Below are 17,038 nucleotides of genomic sequence, written 5' to 3'. Positions count from 1 at the left end.
TGATTGACAGATACGGCCCGACACACGATTGCCGGCAGGGCAGGTGGTCGGGCCGGCACAAGGAGACGAATGAATGAAGAGTGTCCACATTTCCGAGCTCGCCTGGCCGGAATACGATGCCCGGGTCCGCGACGGCCGGACTCCGGTCTTGATCCCGGTCGGCGCGCTCGAACAGCACGGCCCCCACATGTCGATGAACCCCGACGTGCTGCTGCCCACGGCCATCTCGGAGCGGGTCGCCGATCGTATCGGCGGGCTCGTCGCCCCGCCCATCGCCTACGGCTACAAGTCGCAGCAGAAGAGCGGGGGCGGCAATCACATGCCGGGGACGACCAGTCTCGACGGCATGACGGTGACGTGCACGATCCGCGACGTGCTCAAGGAACTCGCACGGCATGGCGTGCGCCGCACCGTGCTGGTCAATGGGCATTACGAGAATTCCGCCTTCATCGTCGAAGGGGTCGATCTGGCGCAACGGGAATTGCGCTGGGACGGCATCCGCGATTTTTCCACGGTGGTCCTGTCGTATTGGGATTTCGTGACCCAGGACGCGATCGACGCGATCTATCAGGGCGAGTTTCCCGGCTGGGCGGTCGAGCACGGCGGCGTGCTGGAAACCTCGCTGATGCTTCATCTGCATCCGCAGCTCGTGGATATGGAAAAGGTCTGCGACCACGCGCCGGCGCAATTCCCGCCCTATGACTACTTCCCGATCAAACCCGAATGGACGCCCGCTTCGGGTTGTCTGTCGTCCGCGAAACGCGCCAGTGCGCAGCATGGAGAAACCTTGCTGAAGGTTTGCGTCGACGGCATCAGCACGGAATTGATGTCCGCCTTCGAGTAATCCCGCCGCGGCGCGCGCCCCGGCGTTGCCGCTGAATTGAAATCGGCCCTGTCTGCGTCATGCGACGACGCAGACAGGGCCGATTGCCGTTTACGTCCGATGCAATTTCTCTCTTCTTTCGCTGATTCACCGACGAGTCGCTGAATCGATTTGGTGTGCGCCTTTTCGACAATTAGTCCGATGTCGTCAGCACGACAAGGCTTGTCGATATCAGGAAATGCGTCGGGGCTGCGCATTTCCATACTTGCCTCCACCGGATCCAGAAAATTACAGCAACAAATAATTCGGATCGGGCAGGGTGCGCCGCAGGCGCCGGGCGACTCTCGTTTGATGAGGAGGGATGTGCGCAGATCGATTCGCGTGTCGGGCCAAAAAAATTCCGGATGGCCATCGAGAACTGCAAGAGCAGTCGTGCCACGGAAATCAAAACAATGAAATCACACCAAAGGAAAGCGAATGAAGAGCATTGGACGGAAATCCGGGACCGCCTTTATTGCGGGCTGCTGCGTTGCGCTGGGGATGGCTGCAGGGAAGAGCGCCTTCGCGACGGAAAGCTGGCAGAACACCAACGTGACCGTCGGATATACGACGGAATCGAAATTCGACCCCGTTTTCGGTACCGGCACCGCCGACAAGAAATTGACGACCGTGCGCCTCGAACATTTCGGCGTGCATGAATACGGCGACAACTATTTCTTCTTCGATACCTATCACGGCAAGGAAGTCGGCAGCTTTTTCGGATTTGGTGCAGGCTCCTTCGGCGAGCAGACCAAGGACCAGTACTTCGGCGTGTGGAATCCGCGCCTGAGCCTCTCCAAGATCACCGGCGCGAATCTCTCGTTCGGATTCATTTCGGATGTGAATCTCGCAGCGCGCCTCGAACGGGGCTCCTATGCGAACTTCCGTGCGAACAATTTCGGCATTGCCTTCGACCTGAAAGTGCCGGGTTTCAGTTTCTTCGAAACGGACCTCTACGCACGCAGCGCGAGGTTTACCGGCGACGGCGGAAAGGATATCCACACGCTGTTCTGGCGCACCTTCGCGATGCTGCCGTTCGAGGTCGCAGGGCTCAAGTTCACGTGGTCGCCGCTGTTGCTCGTGAATTTCAACAACAAGCAGCGCGACAACACCGTCTTCGTTCAGCCCGACCTGTGGCTGAAACTCAACAAGCATTTCGACGTTGGCTACCGCCACGAATACGCGACCTACAGCAAGACTGCAGGCGAGGGCGGCGGCACCTACTCGCGCACCACGCCGACGCTGCTGGTGCGCTGGAACTTCTGATTTCCCGCTGACCGCTATCGGCCGCCACCGCATTCAGGTTCGCGGCCGACCGCCAATGTTTTCCGAAGATTCGTCGTCTGGTCACGAGAGCTGCCTCAGCAGCCGCGGCCTGCCGATCCGTTCGTGCCAAAGGAGATCGAAATGAAAGAGGAAGACAAGAACCTGCAGTCTCCGTTCCGCCGTCGTTTTCTTCAGGGCAGCACCGCCCTGGCCGCGGGGAGTGCGCTGCCGCTTGCGCTGACGTCCGCAAACAGCTGGGCGCAGTCGTCGGGCGGCCAGCCGCGCACGCTGACGATGCTGGCGTGGTACGGGCACGCCGAGCCGGACGTCGTCGCGGAGTTCGAGGCGAAACACAACTGCAAGGTGAAGCCGAAGTACTACACGGGCGGCGACAACATGCTGGCGCTGATCTCGCAGTCGCCGGCCGGCACCTATGATCTGGTTCTGTCCGATGCGGAGTACGTGCCGCAGCTGCGCAAGGCCGGGTATCTCGAGCGCCTCGACGCGAAGGACTACGCGTTCGACGACTATTTCCCCGAGTTCCAGAAGTTCCCCGGGCATTGGGACGGCAACGACCTGTATGCGGTGATGGTCCGCTTCGGCTTCCTCGGCGTCGCGTACAACACGGATGCGGTGCCGGAGAGCAAGGCGCGCTCGTTCAAGGTGTACTGGGACCCGGCCTACAAGGGCAAGGTGGGGCATTTCGACTGGTATCTGCCCAACATGGGAGAGCTCAGCCTGTACGCCGGCCACAAGGCGCCCTACAAGCTGGAAGGTGATCAGTTCGCCAAGCTGAAGAGCGTGATGAAGTCGCTGCGTCCGCAGGTCGCCGGCTTCTTCGACTACGGCGGCACCTTCAGCGGCCTGAAGAACGGGCAGCTCCAGCTGGTGTGCGGCATCGGCGACTGGATCACCGGTACGCTGGCGCGCTCCGGGGCCAAGGTGAGTTCGGTCGTTCCCGATGAGGGCGGCCTGCAATGGACGGAGTCGTTGTCGATCGGCAAGGGCTCCCGCAACCGCGATCTCGCCAACGCCTTCATCCAGTACATCACCTCCGCGCAAGGGCAGGTGAAGTCCGCGAAGATGGCCGCGTATCCGGCGCTGATTCCGAACCGCAAGGGCTGGGAGCTGCTGGGGCAGAGTGACCCGGCCGAGGCGCGCCGCCAGGGCATGGTGCTGACGGGGCACAGCGTCATGGACGACATCCGCTCCGGGAAGATCGTCTTCCGCCAGCTGCCCGTGCAGCAAAGTATCGAGGACTGGAACGACTTCTGGTCCGAGTACAAGGAAAGAGCCTGAGCCTTCCCGCCACGCCGGGCGGGCCTCGTGCCCGTCCGGCGGCATTCCGGAGCCATCACCATGTCGTCCAATACCAGCCGTCGGCGGTGGCCGCTGCTGCTGCCACCCCTGCTGTGGCAGTTGACCTTCTTCCTGCTGCCGCTGCTTTTCCTTTTTGTCATCTCGTTCTGGAGTGTCGTCAATTTCCGGCTGGAACCGGACATGACCCTCAAGAACTGGGACTTCATGCTGAGCCGCAGTTCGTTCTGGTCGGCCTACGGCCATACCTGGGCCTTGGCCCTGGGGGCGGCGGTCGTCACGACCTGCTGTTCCTTTCCCGCCGCCTGCAGCCTGGCTTTCACAGTGTCGGAGCGCACGCGCAAGCTCGCGCTGATGTTCCTGGTGGTGCCGTTCTTCACCAGCTATCTCGTGCGCGTGTACTCGTGGCAGGCCTTCCTGTCCGACAACGGCATCGTCAATGCGCTGCTGTCGCTCGTGGGCCTGGACGGGCTGCCGATGCTCAATTCCGACTTCGGTTCGCTCGTCGGTTACGTGACGCTGGCGCTGCCGCTCGTGACGCTGGTGCAGACGATGGGGCTGGCGCAGATCGACCGCAATCTGATCGAGGCCGCGCATAACCTGCGCGCCGGGCCGGTGCGGACGCTGTTCGAGGTGATCATGCCGCTGGCGAAACCCTCGCTGGTCGTGGGAGCGCTCTTCGCGTTCATCCTCGCCTTCGGCGATTTCGTCGCGCCGACCTATCTCGGCGGGGGCGCTCCGCCGACGCTGAGCAACCTGATCATCGACACCACCAAGTCCGGCCAGCAGTGGCCGCGGGCGGCGGTGGTCGCGATCGTGATGATCCTCACCCTGGTCGTCACCTCCCTCGCGGCGGTGCGGCTCGCCTACGGGAGGCGCAAATGATGCTGAGACTCGGCCGTTGGTTCGGGTGGGCCTACACGGGCTACACCTTCCTTTTCATCCTGGCGCCGATCGCCGCCAGCCTCGTGTTCTCGTTCAACGCGGATCGCTTCCCGTCCTTGCCGCTGAAGGGATTCACGACGGAATGGTACGGCGGCACCTTCACCGATCCGCTGGTCATCGAGGCCTTCCAGCGCAGCGTGATGGTGTCGATCCCGGTGGCGCTGCTGTCGACGATCCTCGGCTTCTGCGCGGCCTACTGCGACTTCCGCTTCGATTTCCGCGGCAAGTCGCTGTTCAGCCTGCTGATGCTGCTGCCGCCGACGATCCCCGCGGTCATCATGGGCCTGGGGATGCTGTCCTACCTCTCGCGCATCAGCCTCGCCGGCGAGGTGTGGGCCGTGCTGATCAGCCATGTCGTGATCGCGCTGCCCTTCGCGATGGCGATGATCCGGCTGCGTCTGGCGCAGATGGACAGCGCGCTGGAGGAGGCCTCGTGGAACCTGCGGGCTTCGCCTGCGCAGACCCTGTGGTACGTCGTGCTCCCGTTCTGCAAGCAGAGCCTGGTCGCGGCCTTCCTGATCACCGCCGCGGTGTCGTTCGACGAGTTCGCCGTCGCGTGGTTCGTGTCGGGCCTGAACGAGACCGTTCCGGTGCGCGTGCTGGTGTTCCTGCAAGGGCAGGTCAGTCCGGTGATCAACGCGATCGGCACAGCGGTATTCACCTCCTCGATCTTCCTGGTCGCAATCGGAATGGCGTTTTCCGGAATGGGCAAGGCGAAACGCGCCGCCGCCGATAGCCCCGCCCAGCCGGCAGCAGGCGCGCTGGTCTCCAACAACGGTTTGTCTTTGTGAGAGTGATCATGACTGAAGCACTGGTAGAGATCGATCGCGTATCGAAGAGGTTCGGCGACTACACAGCGGTGACCGAGACCTCGTTCAGCATCGGGCAGGGCGAGTTCCTCGCGATCATGGGCTCGAGCGGCTGCGGCAAGACGACCATGCTGCGCATGCTGGCGGGGCTGGAGGAGCCGAGCGACGGAGAAATCCGCCTCGAAGGCCGCTCGCAGAACGGCCTGCCGGCATGGGGCCGGGACTTGCCGCTGGTGTGGCAGAGCCTCGCGCTCTTCCCCTTCCTGAGCGTGCTCGACAACGTCGGCTTCGGCCTGAAGATGCGCGGCGTCGCGAAGGTCGAGCGCGACCGGCGCTCGCTGGCGTGGCTGCACAAGCTCGAACTCGGGGAATTCGCGAGCCGCAACGTGATGCAGCTCTCGGGTGGTCAGCGCCAGCGGGTCGCGCTGGCGCGGGCGCTCGTCACGGAACCCAAGGTGCTGCTGCTCGACGAGCCGCTGAGCGCGCTCGACGCCCACCTCAGCGTGCGCATGCAGGCCTTGCTGCGCTCCCTGCAGCGCGAACTGGGGATCACCTTCGTGTATGTCACGCACAGCCAGACCGAAGCCTTCTCGATGGCAGACCGCGTCGTCATCATGAGTCGTGGCAAGGTGGAGCAGATCGGCTCACCGCAGGCGATCTACCGCCACCCGGCGAACCGTTTCGTCGCAGAGTTCATTGGCAACGTGACGATCCTGCGCGGCAGCGTCGCGGAAGTCGGGGAGCAGGCGGTGCGGCTGAACACGGCCACCGGCGCGATGAGCGTGTCGCGCGGCAATTTTGCGGGTTCGCACGGCGCGCCGGCGGATTTCTACGTCAATGCCGACCAGATCGCGATCGGCGACGAGCCACGGCACGAGAACCACGTGCGTGCGCGTTTCCTGAGCCACAAGTTCATCGGCAACATGGTGACGCTGTTCCTGGAGGTGCCCGGCATCGACGACGACCTCAAGGTCATTCTGCCCGAGAGGACCTACGACTGCCTCGGCATGCAGCCGGGCGACTCGGTCGTGGCGTCGTGGCCGGCCGCTGCGGCGCACTTTTTCGGTGGCGCCGCCTGAGCGCTGCGGGCCGCGTTCCGTGCGCATTTTCGCCGTCGTCGTTTTCACGCAAGCGAGCGTCGAAGTGCGGAAATTGCCGGCCCCACCCCTTCTTTAGCATGGACTCACGTTGCCGATGCGCGAAGTTCCAGGCGGCGGCGATGGTTTCCCGAACACCCCACAACAAACAGGAGCGGATGGACATGACGAATATGGTTACCGGCATTCAGTCGATCAAGGAGATGAAGGACCTGCTGCGTATCGAGAACGGCGAAAAGGTGAAGCACACCTTCTCCGAGCAGGAGTTCCACAACCGTCAGGCGAAGCTGCGCGCCTACATGGCGGCCAACGACATCGACGCGGTGCTATTCACGTCGATGCACAACATCAACTACTACAGCGACTTCCTGTACTGCTCCTTCGGTCGCCCCTACGGCCTCGTCGTGACGCAGGAGAAGGTCGTTTCGATCAGCGCCAACATCGACGGCGGCCAGCCGTGGCGTCGCACCGTGGGCGATTACAACGTCGTCTACACCGACTGGCGCCGCGACAACTACTTCCGCGCGATCCAGCAGGAGATCCCCAACAAGGGTCGCGTCGGCGTCGAGTACGACCACATCCCGGTCGATCGCCTGGAGAAGCTGAAGGCGGCGTTGCCGGCGGTCGCGCTGACCGACATCGGCGCGCCGACGATGCGCATGCGCATGGTCAAGTCGGCCGAGGAAATCGCGCTGATTCGCCACGGCGCGCAGGTGTGCGACGTCGGCGGTGCGGCGCTCGCGGCGGCGGTGCATGAAGGCGTGCCCGAGCATGAAGTCGCACTCGCCTCGACGCAGGCGATGGTGCGCGAGATCGCCAAGCGCTTCCCTGACTCGGAGCTGATGGACACCTGGACCTGGTTCCAGTCCGGCATCAACACCGATGGCGCGCACAACCCGGTGACGACCCGCAAGGTGCAGAAGGGCGACATCCTGTCGCTGAACTGCTTCTCGATGATCTCCGGTTACTACACGGCGCTCGAGCGCACGATGTTCTACGATCATTGTGACGACGCATCGCTCAAGGCGTGGGAAGTGAACGTCAAGGTGCATGAGGCCGGCCTCAAGCTCGTGAAGCCGGGCGTTCGCTGCTGCGACGTCGCCGCGCAGTTGAACGAAATTTTCGCCGAGCACGGCCTGCTGCAGTACCGCACCTTCGGCTACGGCCACTCCTTCGGCGTGCTGTCGCACTACTATGGCCGCGAGGCGGGTCTCGAATTCCGCGAGGACATCGAGACGGTGCTCGAGCCGAACATGGTCGTATCGATCGAGCCGATGATCATGCTGCCGCAAGGCATGCCTGGCGCGGGCGGTTATCGCGAGCACGACATCCTCGTCGTGACCGAGAACGGCGCCGACAACATTACCGGCTTCAAGTACGGGCCGGAGCACAACATCATCCGTCGTTAAGTCGACGGAAACCGGCCTGCCGCGCCCGCGGCAGGCCGCCAAAACAAATGACTGCCCCGCAAGAGGGCGGCGATCACACCGGAGACACGTTCATGAAAAAAAGCCGCAGGGTCTCGTCCTAGAGTCCCCTTCGCGTCGATTCCCAAGAGGTCGCTGACGACCCGCTTTCCGTGCCGCACAACCGCGGCAGGGCCGACGCTGCCTGATCACCCGGATTCAACCTTCCGCGCGCCCGTGCCTTTCGGGCCCGCCGTGGCTTGCCGTGCGCGTCGGACGGATTCACACCTGGTTTCGTGGAGACAAAATGAATACACAACAAGCCGTACTGAGCGGGTTCGCCGTGGATAGCGAACAGCGCCTCGTACGTCGCGCCGCCGCCGGAAGCTTCATCGGCAATTTCGTCGAATGGTTCGACTACGCGGCCTATGGCTATCTCGCCACCATCATCGCGGCGGTGTTCTTTCCGAGCGAGGACCGCGCGACGGCATTGATGTCGACCTTCGCCGTGTTCGCGATTTCGTTCTTCGTGCGCCCGATCGGCGGGGTGATCTGGGGCCACATCGGCGATCGCATCGGTCGTCGCGATGCGCTCTCGCTGTCGATCCTGATCATGTCCGGATCGACCTTCCTGATCGCCTTCCTGCCCAGTTACGAGATGGTCGGCATCTGGGCCCCGATTCTCCTGCTGCTCGTCCGCCTGGTGCAGGGGTTTTCGGCCTCGGGTGAATACGCCGGCGCGTCGGCCTTCATCGCGGAGTACGCGCCGCCAAAGAAGCGCGGTTTGTACACCAGCCTGGTCCCGGCCAGCACGGCGGCCGGGCTGCTGTTCGGCTCGCTGCTCGTTGCATGGATGCATACGGTGCTGACGACCGAGGACATGCACTCGTGGGGCTGGCGCTTGCCCTTCCTGCTCGCCGCGCCCTTCGGCCTGATCGGCCGCTGGATCCGCACCAACCTCGAGGACACGCCGGCGTTCCGCGCGATGGAATCGAAGCATGCGCACAAGGAGGCCGCGCCGATCGGACTGTTGCTCACCCGCTACCGCCGGACGGTGCTCGTCGCGCTCGGCGTTTCCAGCCTGAACGCGGTCGGTTTCTACGTGCTGCTGTCCTACATGCCGACCTATCTGAGCACGGAGCAGGGACTGAGCGAGGCGGCGTCCTTCCGGGCAGCAACGATCTCGCTGATGGCCTACATCGGGTTCATCTTCCTGATGGGCAAGCTCTCCGACATGTTCGGGCGCAAGACGATGCTGGTCTTCGCGTCGGTGAGTTTCATGGCCATGAGCGTCACGCTGTTCGAGGCGCTGCCGGGTGCCAGCTTCGAGATGATGCTGGCTATCCAGATCATGTTCGGGCTCTTGCTCGCGATGAACGACGGCACCCTCGCGTGCTTCCTCGCCGAGAGCTTCCCGACCTCGGTGCGCTACAGCGGTTTCGCGTTGAGCTTCAACCTTGCGAACACGCTTTTCGGCGGCACCGCCCCGTTCATCTGCACGTGGCTGATCAAGAACACCGGCAACCCGTTCGCGCCGGCCTGGTACCTGGTCGCCGCCGCGGCCGTGTCGCTGGTCGCGATCCTCGCAACGCGCGCACACTCGGGCGAGGATTTCATCGACGCGAGAAGCTGAGCGGGAATCGCGTCGCTGCCGGACCAGCGCCCGTCGCGGGCCGGCAAGCGACGCGCGCAGGGCAGGGCATCGAACAGCGCGCGCTCGCCGACCTGGTCATGTGATTGCCGCCCGAGATACGCGATACGGAGGTGGTGAAGCGTGCAGTGCCTACTTCTCCGGCAGGGTCTGCGCCACCGCAAGCAGATCGGCGAGCGTCGTGTCGGGCAGCGTGATCAGCGAGATCATCGGGATGCCGGGCTGGCCGAAGCGGGCCTTGTGCATGAACTCCCACGGATTCTCGCGCGCGATGGTGCCGACGTACTCCGGATCCTCGGGCGTCCGGAAGTTCAGCGTCTTGCCATCGAAGCCGTGGCACACCGCGCAGATGGTCTGGTAGGTCGGCGCGCCGCGGCCCGGTTCGCCGCGCGACTTTCGCGTCGCCCGATCGATGTGCTGGTCCATGTCGATCTGCCCGAGGCTCACGAAGAGCGCAATTTTCTCCATCTCGCCGCGGCCGATCATCGCCTCCGTATAGCGGTGATTGTCATCGCTGATGATCTTGAGGATCGCCTTCGGATCGGCGCCGACCATCCCGCGCAGGCCCTTGATGCCGGTGTGGTGGGAGCCCTTGCCGTAGGCGCCGTCCGCGCCCTTGTAGTCCCAGCCGTGGCACTCCTTGCAGCGCCAGGTCGCCGAGCCCTTCTGCTTTCCGCTGGCGGGATAGGCCGGATGCGTCGTGTCCGGCAGTTCCTTGCCAAGTACCTTGCCCCAGTCGTCGTAGAGTTGCCCGCCGCGCGCGATGTCCCACACCTGGCTGCGTGCTTGCTCCGAATCGGCGGAGGTGGACATTGGAGCGACCAGCACGGCTGTGGCGGCCAGCCCGCGCATGATGCCTACGGCGAGTCCTGATTGGTGTCGGCTCATATTCCCCTCCAAGGATTATGGTCATGATGCAAACGACACACGTCACTAATCATTTCTAGCACGCGGACCGGTGGGAAGACAGAAGCGTGTCCTTACGATGAGCGACCGGATCCAGAGACTGTCCGAATGGGGTGGGGCGCGACATCACCCGGTTAGCGGTTGCGCGACCTGTTCACAGGCGTTTGGCCGAGCACCGCAATCCGGTGGCGATGGCCTCGACGACACCACCGTGTGAGTCCGCCGGCAGGCGCTTGCCGTGGCGCTGTTGACGATGGGGGCGCTGATTACGCTGCGCTTTCGCCGGCAGGTGCTGACGCGCAGGTGATTGAAGGGGCATCTTCGGCGATGTCGTCGAGGAAGAGAAGGTCGGCGCGCGCGAAGGCCAGGACCAGAGTTGCCAGGGCAGGGTAGAAATCGAAGCGCGGCTTGACCTCTTGGCAGCGTTCAGTGAACCGGGGTAACCAGTCGAGCAGGCCGGCGCGAAGGAGGGCAGCCTGATCGCGCGCGGCCGCTCCCATATCCTGCGCACCGGATTGTTGCTCTGCGAAATGCGCCAGGACCGCCAGCAGGACGGCAAGGTGGTCCGCAGGTTCGCGGAAGTCCGGCTGGATTGCCAGCGCGCGGGATGCGAGAAACTCCCGCATCCTTGTTTCCGTGGCGCTGTAGAACGTAGCAGTGGAACCTTCGCCCTCGTAGGCCGAAGCATAGGGCAGCGCCCCGGCCCGCGCGTCGAGCAGGAAGAGTTGTGCGAAATCCGCGGCCAGTTCGAGGCGCGCCAGCGTGATATCGCGAAGAGATTTCACTGCCGCGTCCAATCGGCCGACTTCGTCCGCCAGCCCCAGCTCCGTCAGCCCCACGAAGGGCTCGAAGGGGCCCTCCGCGAAGTAGCGCTTGAACATGGTTTCAGGAACCTCTTCCGCGTAAAGCGCGGAGAACCATCCGTACAGGCGGCGGCGCTGGGAACTCGTGAGCGCCCACTCAGCCGGAGTGATTTTCGGTTGTTGGGGGGCGGTCATGAGGACTTGACCTCCCGACCGTCGAGATCGACCTCGATCGGTCCGCCGAAAGCGGTTACCCGAGGTGGGGTTCCCACGAACTTCTCGATCTGCACGAGGCACGTGTTCGCGCTGGTGGCCTGGGCGAGGCTGGAACTACCGATGTCGAGCGTCAGCGTGTTCGGGTCGCCGTAGGTATCGAGCGCGCCGATTTCCGGTCCGGTGGGGCCGTACCACGCGCCCTCCTGGATGCGCACGACGCCCGGGGGGAAGTTGTCGGAAACGTGTGCCCCCGCCAGCAACTGGCCGCGGTCGTTGAATACGCGCACCAGGTCGCCGTGCTTGATGCCACGTGCCGCGGCGTCCTGCGGGCCGATGAATACCGGCTCGCGGCCCTGGATGGCATACGTGCTGCGTAGGGGTTCGGACTCGCACAACTGGGAATGCAGGCGCTTGTCCGGATGCACCGATTGCAGCCACAGCGGGAAGCGGTCGGAGCGCGGGCCGCCATGCGAGCGCTCGGTCTTTTCCATCCATACCGGGTGTCCCTTGCAGTCCGCGTAACCGTAGCGCTCGATCTTGCGGCTGAAGATCTCGATGAAACCCGAGGGGGTGCCGAGCGCATTCACCTCGGCGTCGTCGCGGAAGTCCGCGTGGCGAACCCAGGGTTTGCCTTCCGGAAAGAGCACGTAGCCCTTCTTCCAGAACTCGGCGAACGGCGGCATCGCGATGTCCTTGCGGCCGTTCTCCTTGCGGCAGTCCTCGTAGAGCTTTTCCACCCACTGCATTTCGTCCATGCCGCGCGTGTACTCGGCATCGCGGTTGAAGCGACGGGTGAGCCCGCGGAAGATGTCGAAATCCGTACGGGAGTGGAACAGCGGGTCGATGAGCTTTTGCATCGCGATCACGCCGCGATTGCTGTAGGAGCCGTAGCCGTCGATGTCGTTGCGCTCGTAGGGGGTGCAGGCCGGCAGCACGATGTCGGCGAAGCGGCAGGTGGCGGTCCAGTTGTAGTCGATCGCGACCACGGTCTCAAGCTTGCGCCAGGCTTCCTTCATGCGGTTGCGCTGCTGCTGGCGGTGCCACTGGTTGCAGCCGGAGAAGATCGCCATCTTGTAGGGCGGCAGCTTGACCTTGCCGCCGTTGAAGTCGATTTCCTTCCCCGGTTCGAGCAAGGCGTCGATGACACGCGCAATCGGCAGCACCGAGCTGTAGCCCTTGAAGTCGGTGTTGTCGTGCTTGGGCTTGCGGCCCGGGTCGACGTTGAGTGGAAATGCTCCCGGCATGGCGGCGCCGGACGAGGACACCCCGACCGAGCTGTAGTGGTGCGCGTAGCTGACCCCGCCGCCGGGAAGGCCGATCTGGCCCAGCATTGCTGCCAGCACGGCGGCCATCCAGTAGGGTTGCTCGCCGTGCTGCTGGCGCTGGACGGCCCACCCGAAGATGAGTTGCGTACGGTGCTTCGCCATCAGGCGGGCAAGCTCGCGGATGCGCTTCGCCGGCACGCCGCAGATTTTTTCCGCCCATTCCGGCGACTTCTCGATCCGGTCCTCGGTCTTGCCTTCCAGATACGGCAGGAAACGGTCGAAGCCGAGGGTATAGGTGTCGAGGAAGGCCTTGTCATGGAGGCCTTCCTTCACCAGCGTATGGGCAATTGCCAGCATCAGCGGTACGTCGGTCATGGGGTTGACGTACTGGTGCTCGGCGCCCAGGTAATTCAGCGTCTTGCTCTTGACCGGGTCGATGCAGATGACCTGCACGGATTTGTCGGCGATCTTCTGCTTGAGCTGCTCGTAATACGCGTAGGCCTCGTGGGTCTCGGTGTTCCACCCCACCTGCAGGTTTTTGATCGGGTCGTTGGCCCAGAAGACGATCAGCTTGCTTTCGCGCAGGATCACATCCCACGATGTTCCCTGGGAATACACCTCGGTTGAACCGAGCACGTAAGGCAGGATGGTCTGGCCGGCGCCGGTCGAATAGTCGCCTGCCGTGCCCACACTGCGCCCGTGCATGCCGATGCCCCGCACCATGTGGTTGCCGCAGCTATGGACTTGCCCGACCGAACGCCAGCCCACACCGGCGGTGTGCAGGGCCCACGGACCGTGATCCTTCTGGATGCGTTCGAGTTCTTCGTAGAAAAGGTCTAGCGCCTCATCCCAGCTCACGCGCACGAACCGGTTGTCGCCGCGCTGGCTGGTATCGCTGAGGTGGCGCTTGCGGTACCAGTCGAGTCGTACCATCGGGTAGCGGACGCGGGACGAGCTGTAGATCAGGCCGGTAATGCCCTGGATCATCTCCGTCGGGTGCTTGTCGTGCTCGAAGGGGCGGATCTCCACCACGCGGTCGCCGACCACTTTGGCGCGGATCGCGCCGAAGTGCGAACCGGTGATCTTCCACGTGGTGATGTCGTCACTGACGCTTGCCCCGTTGCCGGCTGCAAGGGCGGAGCCGGCGGTGAGCAGGCCCGGCGCCACGAGCGCGCCGCCTGTCATCGCTGCCATCGCCTTGAGGAAACCTCGCCTAGAGTAATTCATGTTGTTCACTCCTGATCAGGGACGAGCCGTCTGCAGCGAACTTTCCGGCGATCCGCCACCGTGCTGCGTCTTGCTGAAGTCGGAAGAATGCGTTTGCAGGTACTTGAGGACCACGCGAGCCGTGTCGTCATCCATGTTCGTGAAGCCGACCATGCCGCCGAACAGTCCCGGCCAGGTGTTGGTGTCGAAGTGTGCTTCCTCGGGCTGGCGGTGGCAGACGCTGCAGCTGGTGCTGTAGCTGGCGCGGGCGATCGTCCAGATCGGTTCGACGCTGTCGAGCACGCTGCCCTTGCGCATCCACGCGGTCGCTGTGACCTGCTGCCATTCCAGGCCGGTCAGCGGGTCTTCCCGCGTGTCGAGCACCTTGACCAGATCCGCATCCTTCGCGACTTCCTTGTCGAGAATCGCACTGGTGATGTTGAGGCCGAATTGGCCATACCAGACCCGGCCGTAGCCTTTGTTCTTGCGCCACAGGGCCAATTCGACGCGCTGCGCCTCGCCCTTGGTTTCAAGCACCTTGACCTGCGTGGCGACCTCGATCGAGCCGATACGCTTGCTCAGAATGTCGTCGGCATACAGGTCCTGCGGGACGACCAGGTAATAGGATTTGCCGGCATCTATGCTCTGGCCGGCTGCCGAAGATACCAGGGTGTCGAAAGCCGGATTGCGTGCGCCCTTCATCTCGGGCAACTGGTGCGCGATGCCCTTGTGACAATCGACGCAACTCTGATTGCGCGTGGCCGCGTTGCGCATTGCGACCTGGGAGGTCGGCCGCATCTTGTCAAAGTCCATGTCCTTGTAGTCGTGGCAGGCGCGACATTCCTTCGAGCCGTTTGCGGCAAAACGCGCCCATTCGCGCTGAGCCAGCACGATGCGGTGCTCTTTGAATTTCTCGCGGGTGCCGATGGTGCCGACGAGATGTCCCCACACCTCCCGGCTCGCCTGCATCTTGCGCGCGATCTTGTCGGTGAAGTTGTGCGGCACGTGGCAGTCCGGGCAACGTGCGCGGACACCGCTGCGGTTGTTCCAGTGCACCGTCTTTTGCAGTTCAGGCAGCAGGTTGTCATGCATCGTGTGACAACCGATGCAGAACTCTTCCTTGTTGGTCGCTTCCATCGCGGTGTTGAACCCGTGCCACGACCCCGCGCCGGCTATGAACCCCCCGGTGACGAGTACCCCAAGTCCGATCCTGACGGAGGGCTTGAGGAACAGATCCTTGATGCGCCCGATTAGTCTTTTCATTCCATCGCTCCTGCTTATTGTCCGATCCAGTGTCAGGCGCGCCGTGAGGGTGGCGTGCCGCGTGCCGACGAATCAGGACGGCGGGCCGAAGAACAAGATCTGAAGGAACCACACCACGAAGCCATACGCGGCGATCACCAGCGTCATGGCGAGCGGCAGGCCGACGAAAGCCAGCAGCAGGAACGCGGGCCACTCGCTCTTTCGTGCGGGAGCATCCGTGCCGGGCGGGGAGGAACTGCCACTTGATCGATTGTTCACGTCTTGATCTCCGTAGATGTGCCCGAAGAGCAGGTCCGTCATTTCGCATTTACTCGTCATTGAAATGGCTGCCTGCTGTCCTGTCGCCGCCCAGTTCCCGGGGCCATGTGTTTGCAGGGTAGTTGGAGTCGACAAAGAAATCATGACCGAATGATAGGGATCGGGTGTTAACCCAGTGCTTTCTTTTGTGAATGGAGGCGGTAGAAGTGTTAATGGGGCCGTTAACGTTCTCGTGCCTATGGATTTGGCATGGAAAGCGTGCGAAGGCAATGAAAATGAAATTTCGTCCGTCCTGCGCGTGTAATTCCGCCTTTTCCGGTCGCCATGCCCTGGACCACGTCGCCCCGTCGGTCCGTATCAAGCAAACGCGTGACGGATACAGGCAAAAGTGCGGCGGGGGAACTTCCTAACATCTCCTCCCATGAAGCCGCCATCCGTTGCGGCCGCTGTCGGCGACGACAGTCCCAACCCGAGGAGACAAATGCCCATGTTCGCAATGACCGACCGCATCGCCGATTTCGACGACGAGCTGAAAGCGGCGATGGATGCCGAGTTCGAGCGCCAGGAGTCGCACATCGAGCTGATCGCATCCGAGAACTACACCAGCCCGCGCGTGCTGGAGGCGCAGGGCAGCGTGCTCACCAACAAGTACGCCGAGGGCTACCCCGCGAAGCGCTACTACGGGGGCTGCGAGCATGTGGATGTGGTGGAGCAGCTGGCAATCGATCGCGCGAAACTGCTCTTCGGCGCGGATTACGTGAATGTGCAGCCGCACTCGGGCTCGCAGGCGAACGCGGCGGTGTATATGGCGCTGCTCGAACCGCACGACACGGTGCTGGGCATGAGCCTCGCGCACGGCGGCCACCTGACCCACGGCGCGAAGGTGAACTTCTCCGGCAAGATCTACAACGCGGTGCAGTACGGCCTCGACGAGGCGACCGGCGAGATCGACTACGCCCAGGTCGAGGCGCTTGCCCTCGAGCACAAGCCGAAGATGATCGTCGCGGGCTTCTCCGCCTACTCGCGCGTGGTCGACTGGAAGCGCTTCCGCGAGATCGCGGACAAGGTCGGGGCAAAGCTCTTTGTCGATATGGCCCACGTCGCGGGACTGGTGGCCGCGGGCGTGTATCCCAACCCCATCCCCTTCGCCGATGTCGTCACGACGACCACCCACAAGACCCTGCGCGGCCCGCGCGGCGGCCTGATCCTCGCGCGCTCCAATCCGGAGCTGGAGAAGAAGCTCAACTCGGTCGTCTTCCCCGGCATCCAGGGCGGCCCGCTGATGCACGTCATCGCCGCCAAGGCCGTCGCGCTCAAGGAGGCGCTGCAGCCCGAGTTCCGCGCCTACCAGCAGCAGGTGGTCAAGAACGCGCGGGCGATGGCCGGCGTGTTCATCGAGCGCGGCTACAAGATCGTCTCCGGCGGCACGGATGATCACCTCTTCCTCGTCGATCTGGTCGACAAGGGCCTCACCGGCAAGCAAGCCGATGCGGCGCTGGGCGCGGCGAACATCACGGTGAACAAGAATGCGGTGCCCAACGATCCGCAATCGCCCTTCGTCACCAGCGGCATCCGTATCGGCACGCCGGCGATCACCACGCGCGGCTTCAAGGAGGCCGAAGCGAAGGAGCTCACGAACTGGATCTGCGACGTGCTCGATCACATCGACGACCAGACCGTGATCGCCGCGGTGCGCGAGAAGGCGAAGGCCTTGTGCGCGCGCTTCCCGGTCTATCCGGCCAGCCGCTGAGACGCCACAGGAGCGACA

14 protein-coding genes are annotated in these 17,038 nt (G+C 63.5%); 9 read left to right on the top strand and 5 right to left on the bottom strand.

From position 1 onward, the window contains the following. The first annotated feature begins 73 nt into the window (after window positions 1-73). The 8 genes from AzCIB_RS10600 to AzCIB_RS10565 all read left to right on the top strand — a co-directional run bounded on the left by AzCIB_RS10600 (window position 74) and on the right by AzCIB_RS10565 (window position 9,335). Window positions 74-844, top strand: a complete 771-nt coding sequence (locus AzCIB_RS10600; protein WP_050415867.1) for a creatininase — start codon at window positions 74-76, stop codon at window positions 842-844. Between the two features lie 456 nt (window positions 845-1,300). Then, window positions 1,301-2,128, top strand: coding sequence for a hypothetical protein (locus AzCIB_RS10595; protein ID WP_232299412.1), 828 nt, complete (start codon window positions 1,301-1,303; stop codon window positions 2,126-2,128). 141 nt (window positions 2,129-2,269) lie between these two features. Beyond that, window positions 2,270-3,427: a polyamine ABC transporter substrate-binding protein gene (locus tag AzCIB_RS10590; protein WP_050415866.1), complete on the top strand. Its 1,158-nt coding sequence runs from the start codon at window positions 2,270-2,272 to the stop codon at window positions 3,425-3,427. Window positions 3,428-3,487: 60 nt separating this feature from the next. Beyond that, a complete protein-coding gene (locus AzCIB_RS10585) occupies window positions 3,488-4,330 on the top strand; it encodes an ABC transporter permease (protein ID WP_050415865.1) in 843 nt (280 codons plus the stop codon). Next, window positions 4,327-5,181: an ABC transporter permease gene (locus AzCIB_RS10580; protein ID WP_050415864.1), complete on the top strand. Its 855-nt coding sequence runs from the start codon at window positions 4,327-4,329 to the stop codon at window positions 5,179-5,181. The genes AzCIB_RS10585 and AzCIB_RS10580 overlap by 4 nt, the downstream gene beginning before the upstream one ends. 8 nt (window positions 5,182-5,189) lie before the next feature. Then, complete coding sequence (locus AzCIB_RS10575; RefSeq protein ID WP_050415863.1) at window positions 5,190-6,278, top strand: ABC transporter ATP-binding protein; 1,089 nt, start codon at window positions 5,190-5,192, stop codon at window positions 6,276-6,278. A gap of 182 nt (window positions 6,279-6,460) precedes the next feature. Then, a complete protein-coding gene (locus tag AzCIB_RS10570; RefSeq protein WP_232299411.1) occupies window positions 6,461-7,705 on the top strand; it encodes a M24 family metallopeptidase in 1,245 nt (414 codons plus the stop codon). A gap of 304 nt (window positions 7,706-8,009) precedes the next feature. After that, entirely contained in the window at window positions 8,010-9,335 is a 1,326-nt protein-coding gene (locus tag AzCIB_RS10565; protein WP_050415862.1) for an MFS transporter, read from the top strand. Window positions 9,336-9,485: 150 nt separating this feature from the next. Here AzCIB_RS10565 and AzCIB_RS10560 read toward each other — a convergent pair whose 3' ends face one another. The 5 genes from AzCIB_RS10560 to AzCIB_RS10540 form a co-directional block, all read right to left on the bottom strand. Further along, window positions 9,486-10,241, bottom strand: a complete 756-nt coding sequence (locus tag AzCIB_RS10560) for a c-type cytochrome (RefSeq protein ID WP_157058481.1) — start codon at window positions 10,239-10,241, stop codon at window positions 9,486-9,488. A gap of 284 nt (window positions 10,242-10,525) precedes the next feature. Continuing rightward, complete coding sequence (gene torD, locus AzCIB_RS10555) at window positions 10,526-11,257, bottom strand: molecular chaperone TorD (protein WP_050415860.1); 732 nt, start codon at window positions 11,255-11,257, stop codon at window positions 10,526-10,528. Further along, a complete protein-coding gene (torA, locus tag AzCIB_RS10550) occupies window positions 11,254-13,770 on the bottom strand; it encodes a trimethylamine-N-oxide reductase TorA (protein ID WP_050415859.1) in 2,517 nt (838 codons plus the stop codon). The genes torD and torA overlap by 4 nt, the downstream gene beginning before the upstream one ends. Window positions 13,771-13,785: 15 nt before the next feature. Beyond that, complete coding sequence (gene torC / locus AzCIB_RS10545; RefSeq protein WP_050415858.1) at window positions 13,786-15,012, bottom strand: pentaheme c-type cytochrome TorC; 1,227 nt, start codon at window positions 15,010-15,012, stop codon at window positions 13,786-13,788. A 72-nt stretch (window positions 15,013-15,084) separates the two neighbouring features. After that, on the bottom strand, window positions 15,085-15,312 hold the full coding sequence (locus tag AzCIB_RS10540) for a periplasmic nitrate reductase, NapE protein (RefSeq protein ID WP_232299410.1): 228 nt from the start codon (window positions 15,310-15,312) through the stop codon (window positions 15,085-15,087). Between the two features lie 445 nt (window positions 15,313-15,757). On the opposite strand from AzCIB_RS10540, the gene glyA reads away from it, so the two are divergent. Further along, window positions 15,758-17,020 (top strand): serine hydroxymethyltransferase, encoded by a 1,263-nt coding sequence (gene glyA, locus AzCIB_RS10535; protein ID WP_050415857.1) that lies wholly within the window; start codon window positions 15,758-15,760, stop codon window positions 17,018-17,020. Window positions 17,021-17,038 lie beyond the last annotated feature (18 nt).

It is taken from the genome of Azoarcus sp. CIB (genome assembly GCF_001190925.1).
In the GTDB taxonomy this organism is placed as follows: Bacteria; Pseudomonadota; Gammaproteobacteria; order Burkholderiales; family Rhodocyclaceae; genus Aromatoleum.
This window is presented reverse-complemented; position numbering and strand designations above follow the sequence as displayed.